This window comes from Paenibacillus sp. CFBP 13594 (genome assembly GCF_014842675.1).
Classification (GTDB): Bacteria; Bacillota; Bacilli; order Paenibacillales; family Paenibacillaceae; genus Paenibacillus; species Paenibacillus amylolyticus_B.
This window is the reverse complement of the sequence record NZ_JACYVQ010000008.1, coordinates 58,487-83,165: the sequence shown is the minus strand read 5'-3', so window position 1 is coordinate 83,165 and position 24,679 is coordinate 58,487. Positions and strand designations below refer to the sequence as shown.

The 24,679-nt window shown below is 48.0% G+C and carries 20 protein-coding genes; 16 read left to right on the top strand and 4 right to left on the bottom strand.

Translation table 11 applies throughout. The annotated features are described in order from the left end of the window. Positions 1 to 229: 229 nt before the first annotated feature. The 8 genes from IFU39_RS23705 to IFU39_RS23670 all read left to right on the top strand — a co-directional run bounded on the left by IFU39_RS23705 (position 230) and on the right by IFU39_RS23670 (position 9,583). Entirely contained in the window at positions 230 to 874 is a 645-nt protein-coding gene (locus IFU39_RS23705) for an SDR family oxidoreductase (protein WP_192135217.1), read from the top strand. Positions 875 to 929: 55 nt separating this feature from the next. Next, a complete protein-coding gene (locus IFU39_RS23700) occupies positions 930 to 1,685 on the top strand; it encodes a response regulator transcription factor (protein ID WP_091012530.1) in 756 nt (251 codons plus the stop codon). Beyond that, positions 1,682 to 3,058, top strand: coding sequence for a sensor histidine kinase (locus tag IFU39_RS23695; RefSeq protein ID WP_192135215.1), 1,377 nt, complete (start codon positions 1,682 to 1,684; stop codon positions 3,056 to 3,058). Before IFU39_RS23700 ends, IFU39_RS23695 begins: the two co-directional genes overlap by 4 nt. Before the next feature lie 298 nt (positions 3,059 to 3,356). Continuing rightward, positions 3,357 to 4,157, top strand: a complete 801-nt coding sequence (locus IFU39_RS23690; RefSeq protein WP_105600392.1) for a PepSY domain-containing protein — start codon at positions 3,357 to 3,359, stop codon at positions 4,155 to 4,157. A 235-nt stretch (positions 4,158 to 4,392) separates the two neighbouring features. Beyond that, a complete protein-coding gene (locus IFU39_RS23685) occupies positions 4,393 to 5,022 on the top strand; it encodes a PepSY domain-containing protein (protein ID WP_181155511.1) in 630 nt (209 codons plus the stop codon). 363 nt (positions 5,023 to 5,385) lie between these two features. Beyond that, positions 5,386 to 6,894, top strand: coding sequence for an RICIN domain-containing protein (locus IFU39_RS23680; RefSeq protein WP_244661091.1), 1,509 nt, complete (start codon positions 5,386 to 5,388; stop codon positions 6,892 to 6,894). A 234-nt stretch (positions 6,895 to 7,128) separates the two neighbouring features. Continuing rightward, positions 7,129 to 7,914: an ATP-binding cassette domain-containing protein gene (locus tag IFU39_RS23675; protein WP_192135213.1), complete on the top strand. Its 786-nt coding sequence runs from the start codon at positions 7,129 to 7,131 to the stop codon at positions 7,912 to 7,914. 1 nt (position 7,915) lies between these two features. Next, positions 7,916 to 9,583 (top strand): hypothetical protein, encoded by a 1,668-nt coding sequence (locus tag IFU39_RS23670; RefSeq protein ID WP_192135211.1) that lies wholly within the window; start codon positions 7,916 to 7,918, stop codon positions 9,581 to 9,583. 540 nt (positions 9,584 to 10,123) lie between these two features. Here IFU39_RS23670 and IFU39_RS23665 read toward each other — a convergent pair. Then, complete coding sequence (locus IFU39_RS23665; RefSeq protein ID WP_192135209.1) at positions 10,124 to 11,338, bottom strand: Leu/Phe/Val dehydrogenase; 1,215 nt, start codon at positions 11,336 to 11,338, stop codon at positions 10,124 to 10,126. Between the two features lie 344 nt (positions 11,339 to 11,682). On the opposite strand from IFU39_RS23665, the gene IFU39_RS23660 reads away from it, so the two are divergent. The 3 genes from IFU39_RS23660 to IFU39_RS23650 all read left to right on the top strand — a co-directional run bounded on the left by IFU39_RS23660 (position 11,683) and on the right by IFU39_RS23650 (position 14,919). Further along, the gene (locus IFU39_RS23660) at positions 11,683 to 12,198 is read left to right on the top strand and encodes a DUF2179 domain-containing protein (protein WP_091012544.1); all 516 of its coding nucleotides are present in this window, start codon (positions 11,683 to 11,685) and stop codon (positions 12,196 to 12,198) included. A gap of 290 nt (positions 12,199 to 12,488) precedes the next feature. Next, the gene (locus IFU39_RS23655) at positions 12,489 to 13,916 is read left to right on the top strand and encodes a pectate lyase family protein (RefSeq protein ID WP_192135207.1); all 1,428 of its coding nucleotides are present in this window, start codon (positions 12,489 to 12,491) and stop codon (positions 13,914 to 13,916) included. Positions 13,917 to 14,370: 454 nt separating this feature from the next. After that, a complete protein-coding gene (locus IFU39_RS23650) occupies positions 14,371 to 14,919 on the top strand; it encodes a hypothetical protein (protein WP_206759585.1) in 549 nt (182 codons plus the stop codon). A gap of 74 nt (positions 14,920 to 14,993) precedes the next feature. Here IFU39_RS23650 and IFU39_RS23645 read toward each other — a convergent pair whose 3' ends face one another. The 3 genes from IFU39_RS23645 to IFU39_RS23635 all read right to left on the bottom strand — a co-directional run bounded on the left by IFU39_RS23645 (position 14,994) and on the right by IFU39_RS23635 (position 18,582). Further along, a complete protein-coding gene (locus tag IFU39_RS23645; protein ID WP_258170237.1) occupies positions 14,994 to 16,070 on the bottom strand; it encodes a substrate-binding domain-containing protein in 1,077 nt (358 codons plus the stop codon). 140 nt (positions 16,071 to 16,210) lie between these two features. Continuing rightward, positions 16,211 to 17,395, bottom strand: coding sequence for a glycoside hydrolase family 130 protein (locus tag IFU39_RS23640; RefSeq protein ID WP_192135203.1), 1,185 nt, complete (start codon positions 17,393 to 17,395; stop codon positions 16,211 to 16,213). Beyond that, the gene (locus IFU39_RS23635; RefSeq protein WP_192135201.1) at positions 17,392 to 18,582 is read right to left on the bottom strand and encodes an AGE family epimerase/isomerase; all 1,191 of its coding nucleotides are present in this window, start codon (positions 18,580 to 18,582) and stop codon (positions 17,392 to 17,394) included. Before IFU39_RS23635 ends, IFU39_RS23640 begins: the two co-directional genes overlap by 4 nt. Before the next feature lie 223 nt (positions 18,583 to 18,805). On the opposite strand from IFU39_RS23635, the gene IFU39_RS23630 reads away from it, so the two are divergent. The 5 genes from IFU39_RS23630 to IFU39_RS23610 all read left to right on the top strand — a co-directional run bounded on the left by IFU39_RS23630 (position 18,806) and on the right by IFU39_RS23610 (position 24,522). Beyond that, on the top strand, positions 18,806 to 20,119 hold the full coding sequence (locus IFU39_RS23630) for an ABC transporter substrate-binding protein (RefSeq protein ID WP_091012554.1): 1,314 nt from the start codon (positions 18,806 to 18,808) through the stop codon (positions 20,117 to 20,119). 195 nt (positions 20,120 to 20,314) lie between these two features. After that, complete coding sequence (locus tag IFU39_RS23625; RefSeq protein ID WP_091012556.1) at positions 20,315 to 21,202, top strand: carbohydrate ABC transporter permease; 888 nt, start codon at positions 20,315 to 20,317, stop codon at positions 21,200 to 21,202. A 2-nt stretch (positions 21,203 to 21,204) separates the two neighbouring features. Further along, positions 21,205 to 22,038, top strand: coding sequence for a carbohydrate ABC transporter permease (locus IFU39_RS23620; RefSeq protein ID WP_091012558.1), 834 nt, complete (start codon positions 21,205 to 21,207; stop codon positions 22,036 to 22,038). A 267-nt stretch (positions 22,039 to 22,305) separates the two neighbouring features. Beyond that, positions 22,306 to 23,343, top strand: coding sequence for a glycoside hydrolase family 130 protein (locus IFU39_RS23615; RefSeq protein ID WP_105600375.1), 1,038 nt, complete (start codon positions 22,306 to 22,308; stop codon positions 23,341 to 23,343). Between the two features lie 237 nt (positions 23,344 to 23,580). Then, entirely contained in the window at positions 23,581 to 24,522 is a 942-nt protein-coding gene (locus IFU39_RS23610) for a glycoside hydrolase family 113 (protein WP_192135199.1), read from the top strand. Positions 24,523 to 24,679 lie beyond the last annotated feature (157 nt).

Here is a 24,679-nt window from a genome sequence, read left to right as displayed (position 1 = left end):
GTATGGCAGAAGCGGTCAATGTGAGGTCGCGTATAAACCACCTAGGGGATATGGCATATTAATGGGGACAACGGATGACACACATTTCATAGATGAACTGAACGGGCATGAACATGAAGCCGGCGCTTAGAAGCGCCGGCTTTCGTTTAAATTATAGATGAGTATCTATATATATAACGAACGGATAGCTGCAACAAGTGGTCCGTTCAACCGAGAGGAGAAATGACGTATGAACGTTTTAGTTATAGGAGCAAATGGACAAATCGGCAAGTTGGTGGTGGAGCAGCTGGCACAGGAAGGCAAACATAAAGTAACGGCCATGATCCGTAAACCGGAGCAGGCGGATGCACTGAAGGAACTCGGTGCAGATGTGATAATCGGTGACCTGGAGGGTAGTGTGGAGGACTTGGCTGAAGCCATGAAGGATCATAATGCCATTGTGTTTACTGCAGGTTCTGGCGGATCTACCGGTCAGGACAAAACACTGCTGATTGATCTCGACGGTGCGGTGAAAACGATGGAAGCCGCAGAGCAGCAAGGAATCTCCAGATATATTCTGGTCAGTGCGTATGGCGCAGATCAACGGGAGAAATGGTCAGAGTCCATCAAGCCATATTACGTGGCTAAGCATTACGCGGATCGTGCATTGTTTGCAAGTGATCTCAATTACACGATTATTCGCCCAGGTGGTCTGAAGAATGAACCGGGTACGGGCAAGATTGCAGTAGGAACCGATCTGGAGTCGGGAAGTATCCCGCGTGAAGATGTGGCCCGTGTAATTGTGGCTTCTTTGCAGGAAGAGAAGACGTACCGAATGGCCTTTGATCTGATTGCTGGGGAGCATCCGGTTGAAGATGCCTTGGGCAAATTGTAGATGTTATTGTAAGATAACGGGAGAATGAAATGATGGGGATGAGGGGGAGCGCTGCATGAACGAAGCCGTGCTGGTCATAGAGGATGAGCCCAAAATAGCACGTCTGCTGGAACTGGAATTACAGTATGAGGGATATCAGGTAGGCAAGGCGGGTAGTGGAACAGAAGGACTGGAGAAGTATGCAGAAGGACAGTGGGATCTGATTCTGCTTGATGTGATGTTGCCTGGTCTGAGTGGAATTGAAGTGTTGCGGCGAATTCGGGCCAAAGATGCTACGGTTCCGATCATCATGCTCACCGCCAAAGATTCCGTGGAAGACAAAGTATCCGGTCTGGATCTCGGAGCCAATGACTACATCACCAAGCCGTTCCAGATTGAAGAGCTGCTTGCCCGAGTTCGGGCGGCTTTACGGCTTAGTGCAGTGGCGTCTGTTGTTTCTTCTGCTTCTTCGTCTACAACTGCTGATACGGGGAATGACTCTTCTGGGCATCAGGATGAAGCTGAGGCGGGCTGGTTGACGGCAGCCGGGTTGAAACTAAATGAAGGAACGCGAGAGGTATCTCGAGATGGTGTAGCCATTGAGCTTACTCCACGTGAGTTCGACTTGCTCGTGTATCTGCTGCAGAATCAACGTCAGGTGCTCAGTCGTGACCAGATTGTGCAGGCCGTGTGGGGATACGATTATTATGGAGATACCAATGTGGTGGATGTGTACATCCGTTATGTGCGCAAAAAGGTGGATAACGGATTCACACCGCCCTTAATACATACCGTACGGGGCGTAGGTTATGTCCTGAAGGAACAGTCATGAGTCTGCGCAGTAAAATCTACGGATATTCGTCTGTATTATTTGCTGTGCTGTTAATCGCGGTGAACCTGTCCGTCTATATCGTGTTTGAACGAATGTCGATTGATAACGAGGTTAATCGGGTGGAAGCGGAAGCGGAGTCTATTGTCAAAGGAGTACGTCAGTCTGCCGGCTCCATTCCGCCGGATGACTTGCTGCGGGCCTACGCCCCTGTGAACGGCATGCTTCGGATCGTTAATGAAGACGGCACCAGTTCCCCGGTGACGACAACATCAGCCTCCGAGCAGCTGAGCAAGCTGCCCTATAAGTACGAAAGTGAGAAGAAATCGGAGTATACCCAAGTTGAACAGATTGGGTATGTGTGGGTATCAGTCCCGGTCATCTGGCCTGATGGTGAGGTGGTGAATGTACAGGTCACCGAGAGCATAGCAGAGACGGAGAATCGTCTGTCTGTACTGCGAACTGTGCTTGTGGCGGTCACGATTATTGCCCTCATTCCAGCCATTATCTCCAGCCGAATTCTCGCGAACCGGATGACCAGACCGATTCAGCAGATGACACGTACGATGACTGATATACAGTCCAGCGGCCAATTCAAGCGTCTTCCACTGGAGGAAGGATCGAAGGATGAATTGAAAACGATGGGGCAGACGTTCAACCGGATGATGGACCTGCTCGAATCCAACTTTGAGCGGCAGGAGCGTTTCGTATCGGATGCATCTCATGAACTCAAAACGCCGCTGACCATTATTGAGAGCTACGCTAGTCTGCTACAGCGGCGAGGAAAAGAGCGACCCGAGGTATTTGATGAAGCGGTAGAAGCGATTCTGTCCGAATCGGTTCGTATGCGGGAGATGACCGAGCAACTTTTACTGCTCGCGAAGCAGCCAGAGCAATGGAATGTACAGTTGGAGCGTGTGGATATCACGAGAATTGCAACAGACTCCACACGTTCGTTTCGCGAAGCCTATCACCGCGAAGTCCGGTGTGAAGATCGAGGTCCAATCTGGGCGATCAGCGATGAGAGCAAGCTGAAGCAACTGTTGTTTATTTTGCTGGATAATGCCCGGAAGTATAGTGAAGATGCAATTGAAGTCAGGCTGGAAGCCGAGGGACAAGAGTGCCGAATTCGGATTGTGGATACCGGGATTGGTATACGGGAGGACGAGCTGAAGAAGGTGTTTGACCGATTCTACCGGGTTGATCCGGCCAGAACACGCAGCTTGGGCGCAAGCGGTTCGGGTCTGGGGTTGTCACTTGCCAAAGAGCTTGCAGGAGCAGTTGGAGCACGAATCGAACTGACCAGCACCGAGGGTGAAGGCACCGAGGCTTCAATTATTTTGCCAATATCCGTTCAGAACGGGCCGCTCTCATGAAATTCTCATTCTTCTCTTATATACTATATAAACTGAACTAAAGATTGTTCACACTGACACTACGATGACAGAACAACCTTCCAATCGCTGTTATCCCCAGATTTTTTGGATTCTCTTTTCTCAAAGGAGAAAATCCGGGGATAAAGGCGAACGCTTCGCTTTTTCAGGTTTTTTCTGTCCTCTCCGTACTGTGTAAAAGATTAGTTCATTTTATGTAGTAGCCATTGGAAACTAAACTCAGACCGAATATATAGCATTTGAACTTGGGCTATGGGGAGAGCTATAAGGGGGAAACGTGATGACAGAGCATGAGCAGCGACCACCGGAAATGAAGCGGCATGAACAGGGGAACAGTGGATGGGCGAAATCGCGAAGATCACTCTGGTGGGGTTCAGGGCTTCTCATTGTGCTGATTGTAGCAGTAGTTGCTTGGTGGAAGCCTTGGCAATCGACGGGTGCGGTACTTACGGCAGATGCGGCAGCTCAATCCGTACTGGATCAATATCCAGGGGAGATTGTGAATTCTACGTTGAAGGACGGGACGTATATCATGCAGCTCCGTTCGGAGACCGGCCTATATGATGTGCAAGTGGATGCTGTTACAGCTGCTGTGAATTCCATTAAACGGCTGGAGTCGAACCCGCAAGCGGAAGAGAAGACGTTATGGAGCCGCGAGCAGATCAAGACGGCATTGTTAAAACAACAAACAGATAACCAATTGGTCTCGCTTGAACTTGTAGAGCAGCAAGGCAGTCCGGTATACACTGCGGTAGTGAAGGCGAAGGATAACAGCCGTGAAGAACTCACGATTGATCCATATACGGGAGAGACGATATCTTCCAAAACAATAACAGCCCCGACAACTGAACCAACCAAGGATGATCCCAAACCTCAGTTTCTGAGCGAGAAACAAGCCAAGCAGAAGGCACTTGCGGAGGTCCCGGGGGAAGTGGACGACATTGAACTGCGTGGAACCAATAGCGGGAATCCGTATTATCTGGTTGAAATTGATCTGGCGGATGGCCGGGAGGCTATTGTGCAGGTGAATGCCATCTCGGGAGCGATTCGTTCGGTGACTTGGGATGAGGACGATGATTAAAAGTTAAAGTTCAGAAGAAACCCCTTTGAATACAGGGTAAAATCGCTTCAAAGAGATGATTCCTAGTTTAGGGGTCATCTTTTTCAATTAGATGGACATGGATACCTGTTAAATGAGCACTCTCCTCATTTTCTCATCAAATTCTAATCTAACTCTCGCTGATCTCTCATTCCTGCAGGTTATTCTATAAATGTAGACGAGAACGAAAACAACAACAACGAGGAGATGAATGATGATGATGAACAAACATAAACTTTGGATTGGCAGCTTATCAGCAGCGGTATTACTTGGTGGATCGGCCGTAGCGGCTAGCGGGAATGTGAACGGACAATCGGTGCAAACTACACCAACGTCAACAACACAATCTGTAACACAGAATCAGAACAGCACAGGTAAAATGCTGAATGCATCACAAGCGAAAGCGTTGGCGTTAAAAGCAGCCGATGGTAAAGTGGATGACGTGGATCTGGAGCGCAGAAACGGCCAAACGTTCTATGAAATCGAGATTGATCGAAAAGGCAAAAATGATGTTGTCGTTCGTCTGGATGCGTACACAGGCAAAATCTTGGCAGTCGTGGATGATGAAGACTACGATGATGATGATGACTATAAAGGTACTGTAACAGGTAACGCATCTAACAGCTCTGCTTCCAAGCAGGTTAAATTGACAGCATCGCAAGCTTCAAACATTGCTTTGAAACAAGTTACGGGTGGTAAAGTAACCAAAGTCGAACTTGATCATGATGATGGTCGCTATGTGTATGAGATCGAACTGAGAACTGCTCAAGGTGAAGCAGATGTAGATATCGATGCCAACACAGGTAAAGTGTTATCGTTCGACCAGGATTTTGACGACCAAGATTAAGCAATAAGGGCGAGAAAATGCCGATAAAACATCATTTAACGAACCTGCCCACGAACAGCCGCACACAGCTAGAGATCGTTACATCATGGAGGGGCAGGGCAGGGATAGCAGAGGACGCTTCGGGGGAAGCGTCTTTTTGCTGTTGATGGAGAGAGCGGAGTGTATAATTGTACATCTTCCGCCGGATTGTTCACTATTCGAGCAGGAACGTGGCGGATACAATCGGAATCAAGGAGGTGAACGCCCAGCCAGTATTGCCAGGAATTCTAATGCTGAAATGCATCATCGATCGGAGGCAGATAAGACATATCGATTTTAATTTTATGTAAGCGCTTCATAAAAAACGTGGAGGTGCATTACGATATGGCTATGAACGATAGATGGTTGAAAAAGAATACACATTCACGTCGCTTTACCCGCCGCTTGAGTTATCTGCTTGCTTTGGTTTTGGCGCTGCAATCCATAGGTATGCTGCTTGCACCCGGACCGGATGCTTCAGCTGCTCCGCTTAGTGTAACGAACGGGATACAGTTCAAGGATACCACTGGCAATGTCGTTCATGCCCATGGGGGTGGGATGATCAAGGCAAATGGGTATTATTACTGGTTTGGGGAGAATCGCAACCCGAATGGAACGTTCAAGGCGGTATCTGTGTATCGTTCATCGGATCTGAAAAACTGGGAATATCGCAATGATGTGCTGACCAGCAGCTCGGCAGCCGAATTAAATATCTCCAACATTGAACGCCCGAAAGTTATCTACAATAGTTCGACTGGAAAATATGTACTTTGGATGCACAAGGAGAATGGTCTGGATTATGGCGAGGCCAGAGTGGCCGTAGCTACTTCGAATACGGTTGATGGCAACTACACGTATGTGGGCAGCTATCGTCCCCTTGGATATGATTCCAGAGATATGACGGTGTACAACGATAACGGAACCGCTTATCTGATCTCCGCGACCCGAGTGAATGCCGATCTGAATATATATAAGCTGACCCCGGATTTCCTGGGTGTGGAATCGCTTGTCACAACGCTGTGGCCCGGACAATATCGTGAAGCACCTGCTTTATTCAAAAAAGACGGCGTTTACTTCCTGATCACCTCGGGTGCGACCGGCTGGAATCCAAATCAGGCCAAATATGCGACAGCCTCCAGCATTACAGACACATGGAGCGGCCTTAGCAATTTTGGAGACAGCACAACGTATGGTTCCCAATCCACCTATGTCGTTCCTGTAGAAGGTTCACAGACCACATCCTATCTTTACATGGGTGACCGCTGGGCTGGTGCATGGAGCGGACCTGTGCAGGATTCCAAGTATGTTTGGCTACCCCTATCGTTCCCTAGCGCAACTAGTCTGGCGATGAACTGGGCCAGCAGTATTACGATTGATACAGCAACAGGGAATGTGACCGGAGTGAATACACCGGATGTCTGGGAATCGAATGCTTCATATCAGCTGATTAGCCGTAAAAGCAATAAATTACTGAATGTCATCGGGGGTTCTTCCGCCAACGGTGCGGATGTGGAGCAGCGAGCAGATGGGGGAACAACAAGTCAACAGTGGCAGATTACCGATGCGGGTGGGGGCTATGTCAAAATTATCAACCGTTCCAGCGGCAAACTGATCGGTGTGGAGAATGGTTCCACGACCGATGGGGCTGTCATTGAACAGTGGAATGACGGGGGCTGGGCCAGCCAGCAATGGCAGCTCGTCCATGTAGGTGGTGGTTATTATAAACTGAAGAATCGTAGTACAGGCAAGGTCTTGGATATCTCTAGTCAATCCCTGGCAGATGGGGCTGCGGCCATCCAGTGGACGGATAATGGCGGTACGAATCAGCATTTTCAGATTGTTAAAGTGCAGTAAGACGTTTTAGATATTATAAAATAAAGTTCAACATAAAGTGGAAGCCCTTGTCTCTTACCATAAGGTGGGACAGGGGCTTTGTGATGTATTCACGCATGTTATGTGATGCTCTTACTCGATGGGGATATCCAGCTGATGGCTCATATCGTGACCTATATCCGATCATTACCATACCAAACTGTGGTAAACTAGTAGAATTGTAGAAAAAGATAGAGACAGGAGCTGGATAACGAAGTGAGTGAACAACAAGTGCTATCAATTGAAAGCTTGCGTATGAGATACAACGGACGTTATGTGCTGAACGGCATCGATCTGGAAGTGAATCGCGGTGAGATGATTGGATATATTGGTCCCAACGGGGCTGGCAAAAGTACGACGGTTAAGATTTTACTCGGGCTGGTTGAAGGGTATGTAGGCACGGTGCGAATCTTTGGTAAAGATATTGCGGATGGCGATGTGGAGTATAAACGCAGAATCGGCTATGTTCCGGAGGTGGCGGAATTGTACGAACAATTAACGCCTGCGGAGTATCTGACTTTTACGGGAGAGTTATACGGCATGTCCTATGAAGATGCGGATTACAAAGCCAAGCTATTGATGGATTGTTTTGGACTGGAAAAATCATATCATTCCCGCATTGCATCCTTTTCCAAAGGCATGCGGCAGAAAGTGCTGTTAATCTCTGCGCTGCTGCATGACCCGGATGTGTTGTTCCTGGATGAACCTCTCAGCGGACTGGATGCCAATAGTGTGATGGTGGTGAAAGAAATTTTATCGCAGTTGTCAGCCAAAGGTACAACCATCTTCTATTCGTCCCACATCATGGATGTGGTGGAGAAGATCAGCAGTCGGATTGTACTGATCGCTGAAGGACGCGTCGTGGCAGACGGTACGTTTAAGCAGCTCCAACAGCAATCCATGGAAGGCACGTTGGAGGAAGTATTCAATCAATTGACGGGTTTCAATGAGCACAAAGCCATTGCTGAGCGATTCGTATCGATTGTGCAGGAGGTGTACTGATATGGAGGAAACCTCCGACTTCCGCACGCTGAAGATCCTGGATCGCTTTCGTCCGCTCATCGCCAGAACAGGGGCTGATTATGATGTGCTGCGCCTGATTTTGCGAGTGAAGTTCCAGATGGATCAACGTAGAGTACCTACTATTTTATCCAACAATTCAGGGAAAAAGGAGCGCAAGGAAGGTAATCAGTTTCATCGATCCCTGTGGTTGTATGGATTAATGGGACTGATGATGGTTCCCTTCATCGTGTGGGATACAGGGCATTTCATGCTTCAAATGGGTCTGGTGTTCGGCATCTTAATGTTTATGATCATGACGTCCATGATCTCGGATTTTTCCTCCGTACTGCTGGACATCCGGGACCGTAATATTATCATGACGAAGCCTGTTAATGGACGAACGGTAGGTATGGCCCGAGCCATTCATGCAGGTGTCTATCTGTTCCTGCTGACGGGTTCGTTAACAGGTGTACCGCTAATTGCCGCGTTGATTACGCATGGCATCGGATTCTTTCTGATCTTCCTTGTGGAATTAATTTTGATCAACATGCTGATTCTGGTGACCACATCCCTGATTTATCTTCTCATGATGAAGTTTCTGGATGGCGAGAAGCTGAAGGATATGATCAATATGGTACAGATTCTTCTCTCGGTGGGGATTGCGATCGGTTATCAGCTGGTCATTCGTTCGTTCAGCATGTTTGACTTTGGTATGGTATTTACACCGGCTTGGTGGCAGTTGCTGTTGCCCCCGTTATGGTATGCGGCTGCCTATGAATGGTTATTTGCAGGGGGAGGGAATGTGTGGCTCTATACGTTCACAGCACTGGCAGTCTTGGTTCCTGTGGTGAGTCTGATCGTATATGTGAAGCTGATGCCTTCCTTTGAAATGTATCTGGAGAAAATGGCACACTCGGGTCAGTCATCTGGACGCAGACGCGGAACATGGGATCGTTTGATCTCCAAGGTGGTCAGTCGTTCGAGAGAGGAGCAGGCTTGCTTCCGTCTGTCCGCCAGCATGATGCGTAACGAACGGGAATTCAAGCTGAAGGTGTATCCATCGCTTGGTTTATCCTTTGTTTTGCCTTATATAATTTGGTATACCCAATTGCAATCCTCCACCTGGGCGGAGTTTAGGCAAAGTTCGTTCGTATACACCTTTTACATCGTGCTGATTCTGGTTGTAACGGTGGTAGTCATGCTGAAATTTTCGGGACAATACAAGGCGTTCTGGACCTTTCGCGCTGCACCGATGGCGAATGATAGCGCGTTGTATAAAGGTGCTCTGAAGGCATTCTTGTGTAACATGTTCCTGCCTATATTTCTGGCAAATGCTATTCTGTTCACATGGACATTTGGATTACGGATACTGCCGGATATTGCGATAATTATGCTAACAGCTACGGCGCTTGTGCCACTGGCAGGCAAATTGTTGCTGCGTAAGCCGCCGTTCTCCCAATCTTTCAGTATGGCACAGCAAAGTGATGGTTGGTATGTATTCGCCGCCCTCCCTGTGCTTGCCATGTTATGGGGAGTCCATGTCTTCTTCCGTTCGATATCGGGGGGCGTATGGATCTATGGTGCGCTACTAATCGTAGCGAATGTGATGCTGTGGACGCTGCTGTTTCGAGAGAAGAAGACAGCGGAGAAGAGGTCAGTTGCAGTTTGAGAAGTTACAGCAGGACAGAAGAATAAAAGAAAAGCGATAAGGGATTAGAAAGTAGAAGGACGAAGTGATAAGAGCCTAGAAGAGTTAAGAGTGCTAAGAAGAACTAAGAAGAGCTAACCTGGACATGGATGTCGGGGTTAGCTCTTTTTGTTAGGTGATGCTACCCCCAAAGAAACTTCATCCGCAGCGCTAACGAACCTGAGACAACCTATTCAGGGTCAAAATCTGAAATATAAATTCTAACGAACCTCAGGAACGCTATCCTTCGGAAAAGTAGTTGTTTAGCTTGAAAAAGGACCAAACTAGGCACAATAACGTGTCTGAGATTCGTTAGATATTAGATCCATGCTAAAAGGGGCAAATAGCGTGAATCAGGTTCGTTAAAATGGAGTGAAGCAGTGGAGGCTCTCTTTCAGTATGTCGAAATGTCGAAATCCAGTGAAGCTATAATGAGTTCCAGATATGCTATAGCTTTGAACATTAGAGTGACGAAGAATGTGTGGGCGGTGTGAATATACATAGGTAGCAGGGTTGGATGCCCTATTTCTTATGGCCTGATCGGAGGATGGATTCCGCCAGCCGATCGGCTGCATCCGCTGTGGAGATTGCAGATTGCGCAGCTTCTGCGTATACCTTGCTCAACGTGCCTGCAATCCCCGCCACCTTTTGGCGGATCAGGTCAGGCCCGGCGCCTTCCAGCTCGTAGGCGGTGGAGATGATTCCGCCTGCGTTGAGTACATAATCAGGCGCGTACAAAATCCCGCGCGCCTGCATGCGGCCTGCAGCCAGCTGTCGTTCACTCAGCTGGTTGTTGGCCGCCCCGGCAACGATGGAGCAGCGTAGCTCCTCCACCGTTGCCGGGGTCAGTACGCCCCCTAGGGCACAGGGGGCGAAGACCTTGCAGTCAGCGGCGTGGATATGGGCCGGATCGGCCGAGATGGCGCCGCTGAACTGCACAAGGGCACGTTGTACACGCTCCGGTACAACGTCTGCCACAATGAGCCGTGCCCCGGCTGCATGCAGGTAACGGCACAGGGCATACCCGACCTTGCCCAGTCCCTGGACGGCAACGGGAATGCCCTGCAAAGATGCAATGCCTTGCTGGCGCAGCGAGGTCACAATGCCGATGTGTACGCCGTAGGCGGTCATCTCGGCAGTGAAGTCATCCTGCGCCCCAAGCGAACCCGTGGTGTCCGTCACATGTGCGGTCTCCAGTCGGATCTGGTCCATGTCTGTCGCCGTGGTACCCAGATCAAGACCGGTCACGTACCGTCCGTTCAGCCGCTCCAGACAACGACCCAGTGCGCGAAAGCGCTGCGCCCGCCTGGATACGTCCGTATCCAGGCTTTTATCTTGTTGATAAATCATCTCATCAGCGGCGACTTTCCGTTCAGCGGTAGCGCCCTTTTGCTGCTCTACTCCTAAATCTCCAGCCACCTGCTCACCACTTTGAGATCTGCAACCATCCTCATCCGGTTTTGTATTCTTCACAAAAGGCACATTCCATATGACCACTTTCCCGCCACCATACGGCAGTCCGGAGATTGCATTTTTGTACGTCATGCCTTTGGCAAGCTTCATGGCATCCCGAACAGCCTCTTCCTCGGACGCATATGTCCAGTAGCGACATCCACCCAGCGCAGGTCCAAGAGCCGTGCTATGAATGGCAATGACTGCCCTCAATCCACTATGTGCATCATGGCAAAAAATGAGTTCCTCCATGCCTTCCCGCTCCATCTCCTGCCATAGCTGCATGACTGTACCCCCTTTTGTATTGACCATCCATCCTGGTTCTGACCTGATATCCTGTGCCAGCGTGCTTGGCTTTATGATGATACAGCATATTCAAAGACCCCCGTTTTCGACCCTGGGACCTCCGCCGGGTTGATAATCGGTACAAACGGTTCTATAATGGCAGTTCCGGCATGCCAGAGAGCAGAAAATGCCTACGGATTTACATCCAACCGTTTAGAATGAGGGTATAACGTCCAATGATGGAGATAGAGCGAACGTACAGGAAGCATAGATGATACGAAATCGTCGAGGATATGCAGCAAAGGGCCAATTCCGTTGTGAAGGCCAGGAAAGAGGGATTGTGATTGTTTAAAATATTGGTATTTATCTTTTTGATCCAGATTGTATATGTATCGGCTTATACATTACGGATGATTCTGACACTCAAAGGCCAGAAATATATCGCCGCACTGATCAGCATGGGTGAGATTGTGATCTATGTGCTCGGTCTGAATCTGGTACTCAAGTATTTAACCCAACCATCTGCCCTGATCGTCTACGCAGTAGGTTATGGGCTCGGTGTATTACTCGGGGCCTGGATCGAAGAGAAGATTGCCCTCGGTTACGTTACCGTTAAAGTAATTTGTAACCAGATGGGAAGCAACGTTGCGAATGCCCTGCGGGACAAAGGATACGGTGTTACTGCGTGGGTGGGTAGTGGACGTGACGGAGATCGGCTTGTGATGGAGATTCTGGCGAAACGAAAAAACCAGAAACTGCTCTATCAGACGATTCTCAGCCTGGATCCCAAAGCATTTGTCATTACCGTGGAGCCCAAACAGTTCCATGGCGGCTTCTGGACACGTTCCATCAAAAAGTAAAATCGAGCAGGTCTGCGGCAGATGCAGTCCTGCTTTTTTGGTTTCATTTTATCCGACACCTTCTTGTTACCACGATATATCCCTGAAACCTTACTCCCCTAGTTAACTCTGTACGATTCAAGGTTGCTTACAGTACAAACCCTTACCATACCAGCCTTTCCTAACCACATGTGAGATAGGGATTATTGTTGTAATCGCTTTCAACGCTTACATTGAGAACATGTCCTTCGTAACTTGGCATGGCAGCGATGGACGAATGTCATCATCATATATTGGGAGGAATGGAATCGATGAAAACTAAATTTCGAAGCTTATGCAGCACAGCCCTGGCTCTAACGTTGGGGTTAACTTTATTGTCCGGACCGGCAAGTGTGCAGGCAGCGGGTAACGCAGATTACAATCTTACAGGCTTCTCCCAAGGGAACGCGGGCGGCGGCATCATTAGCGAATCAAACACAGCCACGTATAAGAAAGTGTATAATGCGACCGATCTGGCATTGGCACTGAAAAAGAACTCCGGTGTCAAAGTCGTTGAGATCATGAACGATCTGAATCTGGGATGGAATGAAATTCCGAGTGCAGCGCAGACTTCTCCTTTTGCCAAGCATAATGATGCGCTGACGCATCCCGTATTAAAACAGACCGGTGTCAGCAAGCTCACGATTGACGGTTTCAATGGACTCACGATTTTCTCCGCCAATGGTTCCAAAATCAAACACGCAGCGATCAGCGTGAAACGAAGCTCGAATGTCATCATCCGTAATCTGGAGTTTGATGAGTTATGGGAATGGGATGAATCCACCAAAGGTGATTACGACAAGAATGACTGGGATTACATCACCCTGGAGGAGAACAGCAACGTATGGATTGATCACTGCACATTTAATAAAGCCTATGACGGACTCGTCGATTCGAAAAAAGGAACCAGCGGCGTGACCATCTCCTGGTCCCTCTTCAAAGGGGATGACGGCAGCTCGAACAGCTGGGTTACCCAGCAGATTAACGAATTGGAAGCAAACAAGGCTTCCTATCCCATGTATAACTACCTGCGCAGCAGTGCGGTAGGTCTTAGCAAAGCCGATATTATCGCCATCTCGGGACCGCAAAAGAAAGGACATCTGGTCGGTTCGACCAGCTTGGAATCAGCTAACGCGAACCTGTCCATGACGCTTCACCATAATCTGTACAAAGATATTCAGGACCGGATGCCACGCCTGCGTGGAGGCAACGCACATGCTTACAACATCGTGATGGATTCGACAGGGGCACGTGCCGCTAAAGCCAAAATTACAACGGCGATGGCAACAGCGATTGCGTCCAAAGGTTATAAGTTCGATATCATTGGCAATGGGGCAATCTCCACAGAGAGCGGAGCCGTATTGGTTGAGAAATCAGTCATCAAGGACGTTCTGTATCCTGTTCGCAACAATCAGACCGATCCGGCAGATCCAACCTATACCGGCAAAATCAGAGTGACCGATACCATGTATTCTTTGGATGGCAGCTCATTCCGTGGCAGTAGTGATACGTCTGGCAGTCCACTGGCGCCAATCCCGGCGGTGATAAAATCGTTCTCCTGGAACGGTTTCTCGACACTTCCTTACAGTTATACCACGGATGATCCATCTACGTTGAATGCACGCCTCATTGCTTCCGATGGCGCGGGTTCAGGTAAACTGACCTGGTCCAAGGACAATTGGTTGAAGACAAGTTATTGATATCAGAGTAACCTATTGCTTTTTCATTCTTTAAACTAAGAAAAGAGTGCTCCTGCGGCTACGATAGCCGGGAGTGCTCTTTTTATATAATTTAGCTCCATAAACTGTTTGGTGGTCTATAGAAGAATGATTCCTTGTAAGGGTGTATTATCTCCAGCTAAAGCATGTGTTGGTCTCCCGGGTAAACGTTGTAAATTGATATTTATCTTCATTACCCCAGTGAGTAATTTATGACAAATTAACCATTTATACAAGTACGCCTTGTAATTATACTTACCGGTAAGTATAATTTATTAGAATTGACCAATAAGGATGGTGAAGCAGCTTGGATGTATGGATATACTCCGCACTGACTCTTGTTTATTTGATACTTGTTTTTCGGATGGTCGTCGTTTTAACCCAAAGGAAACAATGGCTCACATATTCCAGTTTTCAGCTATTCGTAGCGTTTAGCTTGGCATATGATAATGGAATTATTGCTGTAGGTAACCTGGTAGGAGAAGGGGAATTGTTAACCGTTCTTAGTAGCCTTCGATTTTGGCTACATGCCTTCGCTACGCCTACCCTTATTCTTGTTGGCTACCATATCTTGCGTAGCTCAGGTGCCAAGTTTGCAAATAGAAGTATAACGAATGTGGCAGCATGGCTGATAACGCTGGGTCTGGTTATCTACCAGATTGTAGGCTTTACTTTATCCGAGGTTAAAAACCTCACTGCTATAGAAGAGTATGGAGTACTGCGATATATGGCAGAAGGTCATGGAGGTCCGCCGATGATGGTGATCATCGTGGGCATTGTACTCTTGTTTGTTAGTTTGATTGTGCTTTTCAGACATAAATGGGTATGGCTGTTTGTTGGGACTGCATTATTGTTTGCAGGGCAGTTAATCTCCCTGCCCGTGGAGAGTGGGGCGTTAACCAATGTGTATGAGCTGATTCTCATTCTCTCAATCTGGAGAACGACTACATTTTTGATGGATTCAACAGATCGTCGCCGTCCTTAAGCCCCGGTGCATCAGAAAAAGACTGGCCAGTAAGATAGAGGCCAGTCATCTGTGTTCGTTTTTAATTCTTTTATTCAGCTATCCACGGTATCTGATGAGGCAGACGCAGCACTCACCGAGTCACGATAGATGATATTGCCTTTCACGTGTACACGGCCGAAACTACGGTTGGGGTTGTCGACCTTTTTGAGCATCGACTGGACCGCCGTCCGCGCCATCTGTTCCACATCCACTTCGACAGTTGTCAGCTTGGGATCGGAGAGCATGGCATAGATATCATTATCAAAACCAACAACAGAGCATTGGACAGGCACCTGAATATCCATCGAATTCAGTTTTTGAACGAGCAGATGAGCGACCTGATCACAGTTGCATACAAAGGCCGTTGGCAGTTGTTTAGGCAGATCAATCTCAATAAACGTACCGCGTTCATCCCGATCATTCAGAACCAGATCCGGATTCATCGGCAACCGATGTTCCAGCAAGGATTTGTAATACCCGAGGAATCGGTCCTGGATGCTGCTCGTGGAATATAGGTTCCCCACATAGGCAATGTTACGGTGGCCCTGCTGAACCAGATAGTTCGTCAGCTCATAGGCAGCGTAGAAGTTATCGGTAACGACGGAATCAATGTCCGAATGTTCATCATAGAAGTCGAGAAACATTTTGGGAACTTCCATTGATCGCACCAGTTCAATATACTCTTTGCTGATCTGTCCGAGCACGATGAAACCATCGACCTTGTTGTCGCTGTACAGCTTGGGCAGTGTTAATTCTTCTTCATCCTCCACATTCAGAATGTGCAGAATGCCGTAGTAGCCCTGTTCCTCCAGATGTTTGGTGATGCGCTGGAACACGCGTACATAGAACGACTGCGTAGGTCCGGTAAAACGCTCCGGGATAATTACGCCAATATTATGAGTTAAGCCTTCCTTCATCGAACGGGCAGCGGCATTATACCGATAGCCCATTTCAATAGCAAGCACTTTAATTTTTTCTTTTAATTCGCCACTCACGCCATCTTTATCATTCAACGCTTTCGAGACGGTCACACTGCTGACCCCGAGCCTGTCGGCGATATCCCGCATGGTGATATTGTTCTTCAGTATGGTCGCCTCCTTCAAGCCGGTATAGGCACAATGTGCTGTCACTATGATGAGTGCTTTCCTCCAACATAATAACAATCCATATCAGTATACATCGTTACCCACTTGGAATAAAGCCATTCTGGCTGTTGTTTCGCTAATTTTCAGCACATTGCAGGTTTCCCTGAGAGGACGCTCTACCGATGTTACGTTAATTGTTTCTGTAAAAGCTTCTCATTCTGTTCAATCAGCTGACCCCGCTGGCTGGCACAGTCCAGGGAGCGGTATGGATCTGCCGGTGTGTTAAACGTATAATCAACCAGTTTCTCCAGAGTGGTAGTTGCCACATGACAGCGGGTATCACTGGATGCGTAATAGATAAAGACTTCTTCCTTCTCATTCACCACAGCACCATTGCAGAAAATAACATTGGATACATCGCCTACACGCTCGTCGTCATAAGGGGCAATGAAATGGCCGCCGGGCTTGGCAATCACACGCGTCGGATCATTCAGATCCGTTGCGAAAGTGTATAACACATAGCGCAGTCCTGCTGCGGTGTTCCGAACCCCGTGAGCAATGTGAATCCAGCCACGATCCGTTTTGAGCGGAGCAGGGCCTTGACCGTTTTTGACTTCGTAGACCGTATGATATTGCCGTTCATCAATAACCGTCTCTTCATGAATGACCGGGTTCAAGATATCCTCACACAGGCCAAAGGCGATTCCGCCGCCGCTGCCTGTCGAGATGAATCCGTCCTGTGGACGGGTGTAGAAGGCATACTTTCCATCCACGAATTCCGGGTGCAATACGACATTGCGCTGTTGAGGGGAATTGGTGGTGATGTTGGGCAACCGTTCCCAGCTTGTAAGATCCCGTGTACGGACCAGCCCTGCCTGTGCAACTGCGCTGGACGTATCAAATGCAGGAGCCTCCGGGTCTTTGCGTTCAGAGCAATAGATGCCATAGATCCAGCCGTCTTCATGTTGAACGAGACGCATATCATACTGATTGGTTTCATCCGCATCGATATCATCCCAGACCAGTGGTTTACCCGTGAAACGGAATCCATCAATTCCATTGTCACTTTCGACGAGCGCAAAGATCGACTTACGGTCCAATCCTTCCGTACGGATGACCATGATGTATTTGCCATTAAAATAGATGGCTCCCGGATTCAGCGTTGCGTTAATGCCCAGGCGTTCCATAAAATGCGGGTTCGTCGTCTCATCCAGATCGAATCTCCAATGCAGCGGCACATGATGGCGAGTGATTACCGGATATTGATACCGATCATATACGCCGTTGTAGAATGAAGAATTGATCTCATTGGGGCGAGCAAGCAGTTGCTCCTGTTTCTCCAGTAACTCCTTGTATTTCGGGTGTATCATTCTGATCCCATCCTCTCAATTAGTTCAATACAGAATCTGCTATTGTGATACGGGCATTTCCATGGTCCGGCAATTTCGCTCTGATCCGGTGTTCCGTTCCCATCAACCGACCAGTACCATTCCCCACCAGCGCGCTGATCAATGATGTTTTCTTTTGTATAGGTCCACAAGCGTTCCATTCTCTCCAGAAACAATGGATCACCTGTACGCTGATATGCATTATAGAAGCCCACCATGGCCTCGGCCTGAACCCACCAAATTCGCTTCTCATCGATATGTTCACCTTCTTGTTCATTTAACAAGGAACCATCCGCATTCACGGCTACATTGGAGATGTTATAGGCAATATCCGTTACCATCGCCGCATACTCCGGATGTTGTTCCATCCCCAGAACTTTCAGTGCTTCGTCAATCAGCCAGCTGGCTTCAATGTCATGTCCAAACGAGCGCAGGTCAATGATGGATTCCCACTGTTTGTTGAAAAATACCCCGAGAAACGTGGTGTCTTGGTCATACACACGTTCATACAAAATTCCGAGCAGGCGTTCCAGCGCCGCCCTCACTTGTTGATCCGGCCACACGCGATAGAGCGTGGTGTAGGCCTCCAGCACATGGATATGCGTATTCATGGTGTAATCCGCAATCACCCCATTTTCGCTCAGCATTTCATTGGGTTGTTCTTTCCATGTGCGATCAAATTGTTCCTTGTACGCAGGTAGTTCGGCATCCAAACCTTTGTCCTCGATGAGAGCAAAAAGCGTTTTCGCAAGTTCCAATGCAGAAGCATCCCCGGTAGCACGATAGTACTCACTGAGTGAATACACGCCGAAGGATTGCGTATACACATGTTTGCTCGTGTCCAGCGCTTCCCCTGTGTAATCTACCATCCAGTACATGCCGCCATATTCGTTATCCATCAAATGGTCAGCGAGAAAACGATAGGCGTGCTCCGCGTGATCGCGCCATCTTTCGTTTCCGGTAACCCGATAGGCTGCTGCAAAAGACCAAAGTTGCCGTGCCGTGGCGATCCCGCCTTTGGGTGCCTGTGGATTCACCTGAAGATCATTGCCAACCCAGCCGTAGAATCCACCGTGGGTTGTATCTTTAAGGTTGGACCAGAAGGGTAAAATCTGCTTCTCCCAATGCGCCTTAATCTCAGATTGAAGTTCGGTTGTTTTTGTATTCATAAGTGAGCGCTCCTTCAGAATAGTGCATCAATCTAATTTGTTAAGTTATCGGTAACTTTATTAGTTCATATTAGTGCTCTAAAAAACAGATGTCAACGAAATGCATCGCAATTTTTCTTGTTAAGTTATAAATAATTTAATTGACAGGTAAGCGTTACCATAATAGAATTCATTTTGTAACCTTAACGATAACTTAATTAATTTAAGAGAGGGGTCGAAACAATTGAGAAAAAACAAAGGTTGGATGATGTTGCTGACGATGCTGCTCATCACTTCGCTACTTGCTGCATGTTCATCCGGAGGTGGATCTTCGCAGGCAGGGGAGGAGATCAGTACAGATCCGGCAGATATCAAGGGTGAAATTACCGTCCTTACACAACGTACAGATATTGTGGACACCGTGTTCAAAGATTACGCTGCTGAGTTCAATAAGGAATACCCGGATGTGAAAGTAAACTTCCAGGCACTAGCCGATTATGAAGGGCAAGTGAAGATCCGTATGAGCACCAAGGATTATGGTGACGTACTGATGATCCCGACCAGTGTTCCGATCGCAGATATCCCGGACTTTTTCGAGCCGCTCGGCACGTACGATGAATTGAAAGACAAATACACCGCCATTGAAGAACGCATGGTGGATGGTCAGGTCTACGGTATCCCTACCGTAATTACGTTCTCTGGAATCATTTATAACAAACAGGTCTTCAAAGACGCAGGCATTATGGAAGTTCCAAAAACACCTGAGCAATTCCAGGCTGCGCTTCAGTTGATCAAAGACAATACAGATGCGGTTCCGCTCTACACCAACTATGCATCCGGCTGGGCTCTCACCCAATGGGAATCGGACCTGCCAACGGTTGCAGGCAGCGTGGACTACGTGAACGTGGATCAACCGAATACAGATGAAAACTTTGTGCCTGGTCAGCCGCACTATGAACTATATAAAGTGCTCTATGATGCAGCCAAGAACGGTTTAATCGAGAAAGATCCAACGACAACCGACTGGGAAAGCTCCAAAGCGGATCTGGCCAAAGGCAAAATTGCCACAATGGCACTTGGCTCATGGGCCATCACACAGATTCAAGGGATGACAGATACACCGGATAACATCGGATTCCTTCCTTTCCCTACGAATGCAAGCGAGGTTGTGGTACCACTTTCCGCTGACTATAACATCGGCATGAACGTGAACAGCGAGAACAAACCTGCTGCGAAAGCCTGGATTGACTGGTTCCTGGCGAAATCGAACTATGCAGTTGAACAGGGCGGCGGTATGGATGCCGACAAAAACGCTGAATTGCCACCGATTTTGGATCAATATAAAGACGTTAAATTCTCCACACTTACCCCTGCCAAAGAAGGTCAGGAAGGTCTCGTTGACAAGATTGATAACGAAGGTGAAATCGGTCTCTGGCAGCCTGACTTCAAGAAACGCATTATCGAAGCAGGTATTGGTAACCGCAAGGAATCCTATGACGACATCATGAAGGACCTAAATGACAAGTGGGTAAAAGCGCGAGCAGAACTCACGAAATAATGGGATTAACGTAAGTGGATCAGGTGATGAATGAACTGCGGGGATATAGGAATCCATATATGAATGGAACATGGAGTATGTGGTATTTGAAAGCATAATACCCATGCTCTTCCCCCGGCAGTGTTCCACCAGGATTCCATTGGACGGGAGTCTTTCGATATATAGGCGGGAGAACCGCTTGGAGGTGTGGAGAGCATGAAGTACTTAAAACTTTCGAATTGGGGTTACTCAGCGCAACGCATATTTATCATCTGTGCCTTCTCAACTATTCCCCTGGCGTTGCTGTTCACGTTTGCATACTTACCGGTCATCAACATGTTCAAATACAGTTTCACCGATTGGAACGGATATAGTAAAAGGTTTGATTATGTTGGCTTTGAGAACTATACGCGCATATTCAGTGATCCGGAATACTTCAAAGTATTTATTGTCAGCTTGTACTACTTCGTGGCTACGTTCTTACAGATGGGGTTGGCGCTTTACTTTGCCACCATTCTGAGTTTCAAAGTTCGAGGCAAAAACTTCTTCAAAGGCATACTGTTTTTTCCTTATTTGCTGAATGGGGTAGCTATCGGTTTTATCTTCCTCTTTTTCTTCAAACCGGATGGTACACTCGATATGCTCATGCATGCTGTAGGGCTGGGACAATATACGCAGCTCTGGCTCGGTAACCCCAATATTATCAACGTGTCACTTGCAGGTGCATCGGTATGGAGATACATGGGCTTCAACTTTATCATTTTCCTGGGTGCAATCTCCTCCATTCCGAAGGATGTGTATGAAGCATCCGATATTGATGGTGCCAATCGCTGGCAGCAATTCCGCCACATCATCCTGCCAAGCATTACACGCATCCTGCAGCTCAACCTGATCTTGGCGATTAGCGGCGCAATTAGTGCGTTCGATATTCCATATATCATGACCGATGGTTCCAACGGCAGTATGACATTTGTAATTCAGACGGTTCATTTGGCGTTTAAATATGGCAAGCTGGGACTGGCATCCGCCATGGCTGTGGTGCTGCTCATGATCGTTATTCTCGTTACACTCGTGCAGCGCGTCACCATGAAAGGGGAGGAATAAACGTGACACAACTCAAATACACCCTTGCGAGCGTGGTTAAATATGCTTCCCTGGTGCTTGCGGCGTTTATCGCACTGTTACCTATCGTGGTCATCCTGTTTGCATCTCTCAAAACGAATGCGGAATACGCTACCAGCAGCCCGCTTGCCCCGCCAGCCAACTGGCTGAACTTTGCGAACTATGCAAAGGCTTTTGTGGATGGCAACATGCTGGTTGGTTTCAAAAATACAATTATTATCCTGGTCATCTCTATTATAGGAGCGACCTTAACGGGCTCCATGATCGCGTATGTGCTGGATCGGTTCAAATTCAAAGGCAAGAAAATCATGGTCGCGGCATTCCTGCTCGCTACCCTGATTCCAAGTGTTACAACACAGGTCGCCACATTCCAGATCATCAACGCGCTCGACCTGTTCAACACACGCTGGGCGGCCATCGTGATGTATCTGGGTACAGATATCATCGCGGTTTATATTTTCCTGCAGTTCCTTGGCTCTATCTCCAGTGCATTGGATGAATCCGCCATGCTGGACGGCGCGTCGTACTTCACGATCTACTGGAAAATCATTCTGCCACTGCTGAAACCGGCCATTGTAACGGTCATTATCGTGAAGGGTGTGAACATCTATAACGACTTCTACACACCGTTCCTGTACATGCCAAAGACCGATCTACAGGTTATATCCACCGCCTTGTTCAAATTCAAGGGACCTTTCGGATCGCAGTGGGAAGTCATCAGCGCTGGCATCATGATCGCCATCATTCCAACCATGATCATCTTCCTGTTGTTACAGAAATACATCTACAATGGCTTCGCGCAAGGCTCAGTTAAATAAAAAAACGAGAGGTTATATGAAATGCATATTGAGAATGCACAGGAACGAAGAGGACAGAAAAAAGCTGGAGAAACGGAGTGTTCGCTAAAAGCTTTCTGAAAGAAAGCTCACTTCGTAAGCACATGCTATAACCGGATTTTCCCCTTTTATAAAGGATCAAAAAAATCTGGGGATAACGGCGATCGCAAGGTTGTTCTGTCATCGAAGTGGTCTAGTGCAATTTTAAGTATTCATTTCATAAAGCCTAACCGAAGGGAGAAATGAAAAATGTCAGTTGCTGAAACGAAAAACGTACACATTGTTGGGGATGCTTTGCCGAATATGCCGTGGGAGAACAAACCGGAGGGAACGGAAGGCCCGGTATGGAGACATTTGGCGAATCCGGTCGTCCCACGTAATCCAGTTAAAGGCGTTGCCCGCATTTTTAACAGTGCCGTTGTACCGTATGAAGGGAAATTCATTGGGGTATTCCGTGCTGAAACCGTTAATGGCCGTCCGCATCTTCACATGGGGGCGAGTGAGGACGGTTTGGAGTGGACGATTGAAGAGGAACGCATTGCCTTTGTCGATGAAAATGGCGATCCGTTTATGCCGAACTATGCTTACGACCCACGTTTGGTCAAAGTCGAAGACACGTATTACATCATCTGGTGTACAGACTTCTACGGTGCAGCACTGGGCCTGGCCAAAACAGATGACTTCAAAACATTTGTCCGCCTCGAAAATCCAATGTTGCCATTCAACCGTAATGGCGTATTGTTCCCGCGGAAAATCAAGGATAACTATGTGATGTTGTCCAGACCAAGTGATAGTGGACATACCCCATTCGGAGACATTTTCCTGAGCGAAAGCCCGGATCTCGTGTACTGGGGCAAGCACCGTCATGTGATGAGCAAAGGCGGTCAGGGCTGGTGGCAATCGGTCAAAATTGGCGGCGGTCCTGCTCCGATCGAAACGTCCGAAGGCTGGCTGATGTTCTACCACGGCGTCACGGGGACCTGTAACGGATTGGTATATAGCATGGGTGCGGTCATTCTGGATCTGGATGAGCCATCCAAAGTAAAATATCGTTCCTCCAACTTCGTGCTGACACCAGAAAAATGGTATGAAGAACAAGGCTTCGTTGATAACGTCATTTTCCCGTGTGCAACATTGCATGATGCAGAGACCGGACGTATCGCCATCTATTACGGCGCTGCCGATACGTATGTGGGCGTGGCTTACACGACCGTAGAAGAGATCGTAAACTATGTGATCGAGACGGACGAAGTCATTGCAGGAGATCACGAGGAAGGCAAGCTGTAACCGATGTGAAACCAATTTTTTAAAAGCTAAAATTAACACAATAACGGAGAGTGCAGAACCAATCTGAAGAAGCGAAGTGGTCGCATTTATTCCCGGATTTCTCCCTTGTATAAAAGGGATCTACAGAAATCTGGGGATAACGGCGATCGGAAGATGGTACTGCAATCGTAGTGAAAGTGTATACATTCGGCCATTCTTTTTACATTAAGTGAACAGGAACACAGGGGAGTAATGCACATGGAGTACATCAAAGGATTTACATTTGGCTGGATGAGTGGCAGGGGAGACTTCCGCAAGCCGGAAGCGAAGGAGTCCTTGCGCCTGATGGCTGAACGTACAGGCAGTTCGCATGTTATTTTTGCACTGGCGGCACATCAGGATCATCCGCAGGCGGTAGAGGTCAAGTATCGGGGTGAACATCTGGTCGAGGATGATGAACTGGTCGACATGATTGGTTATGCCCGTACACTCGGGCTGCGTGTCATTCTGAAACCAACCGTCAACTGCACCGATGGCACATGGCGTGCACATATTAACTTTTTTGATATCGATGTGCCTTGTGAGCCGAAGTGGAAGGATTGGTTCCGCAGCTACACGGCATTTCAGAAGCATTATGCAGCGATTGCAGAGCAGGAAAAGTGTGAGATGTTCATTGTAGGCTGTGAGATGGTGCAATCCGAGCGTCGGGATCAAGAGTGGCGAGAGGTTATCGCTGGTGTGCGTGATGTGTACACGGGACTGGTGTCATACAACACGGACAAATATCAGGAAGGTCATGTGAAATGGTGGGATGCTGTGGACGTGATCTCTTCCAGTGGCTATTATCCCATTGGAGATTGGGAGGCACAGCTGGATCGTATTGAACAGGTGATTGCTCCATATGGCAAACCCTTTTTCTTCGCGGAAGCAGGCTGTCCCAGCCGCAGTGGATCAGCCCAGGTACCGAACGATTGGGGACTGGAAGGCGAAGTGAGTGCTGAGGAACAGGAGCGTTTCTATGAGGCCATGTTCCGGCATGTCAGTCAGCGTGACTGGGTGCGCGGGTTCGGTCTGTGGGATTGGAGCGCACATCTGCACGCGGAGAGGGATGCACTGATTAACGACGGATACGGGGTATATGGTAAGCCTGCAGAGAAAATTATTCGTCGGTTCTATGAAGGCATCACTGCAGAAGTTTAAACGAGAAACAAGAAGGTGTATGTGAGATGATCTTAGTGATATATCTCTATATGTACTTTCGTGATTTCCATGCTGTGAGCAAGGAATAGCAGATTATGGTGGAGCTCATTTTTCCAGTTGTAACTCTCATTCAGGTCAAGAAGCCTTTCCTCCCACA

Coding starts and splice junctions, on each gene's coding strand:
- IFU39_RS23705 (WP_192135217.1), top strand. CDS start 230: ATGAACGTTTTAGTTATAGGAGCAAATGGACAAATCGGCAAGTTGGTG.
- IFU39_RS23700 (WP_091012530.1), top strand. CDS start 930: ATGAACGAAGCCGTGCTGGTCATAGAGGATGAGCCCAAAATAGCACGT.
- IFU39_RS23695 (WP_192135215.1), top strand. CDS start 1,682: ATGAGTCTGCGCAGTAAAATCTACGGATATTCGTCTGTATTATTTGCT.
- IFU39_RS23690 (WP_105600392.1), top strand. CDS start 3,357: ATGACAGAGCATGAGCAGCGACCACCGGAAATGAAGCGGCATGAACAG.
- IFU39_RS23685 (WP_181155511.1), top strand. CDS start 4,393: ATGATGAACAAACATAAACTTTGGATTGGCAGCTTATCAGCAGCGGTA.
- IFU39_RS23680 (WP_244661091.1), top strand. CDS start 5,386: ATGGCTATGAACGATAGATGGTTGAAAAAGAATACACATTCACGTCGC.
- IFU39_RS23670 (WP_192135211.1), top strand. CDS start 7,916: ATGGAGGAAACCTCCGACTTCCGCACGCTGAAGATCCTGGATCGCTTT.
- IFU39_RS23665 (WP_192135209.1), bottom strand. CDS start 11,338: ATGCAGCTATGGCAGGAGATGGAGCGGGAAGGCATGGAGGAACTCATT.
- IFU39_RS23655 (WP_192135207.1), top strand. CDS start 12,489: ATGAAAACTAAATTTCGAAGCTTATGCAGCACAGCCCTGGCTCTAACG.
- IFU39_RS23640 (WP_192135203.1), bottom strand. CDS start 17,395: ATGATACACCCGAAATACAAGGAGTTACTGGAGAAACAGGAGCAACTG.
- IFU39_RS23635 (WP_192135201.1), bottom strand. CDS start 18,582: ATGAATACAAAAACAACCGAACTTCAATCTGAGATTAAGGCGCATTGG.
- IFU39_RS23625 (WP_091012556.1), top strand. CDS start 20,315: ATGAAGTACTTAAAACTTTCGAATTGGGGTTACTCAGCGCAACGCATA.
- IFU39_RS23615 (WP_105600375.1), top strand. CDS start 22,306: ATGTCAGTTGCTGAAACGAAAAACGTACACATTGTTGGGGATGCTTTG.
- IFU39_RS23610 (WP_192135199.1), top strand. CDS start 23,581: ATGGAGTACATCAAAGGATTTACATTTGGCTGGATGAGTGGCAGGGGA.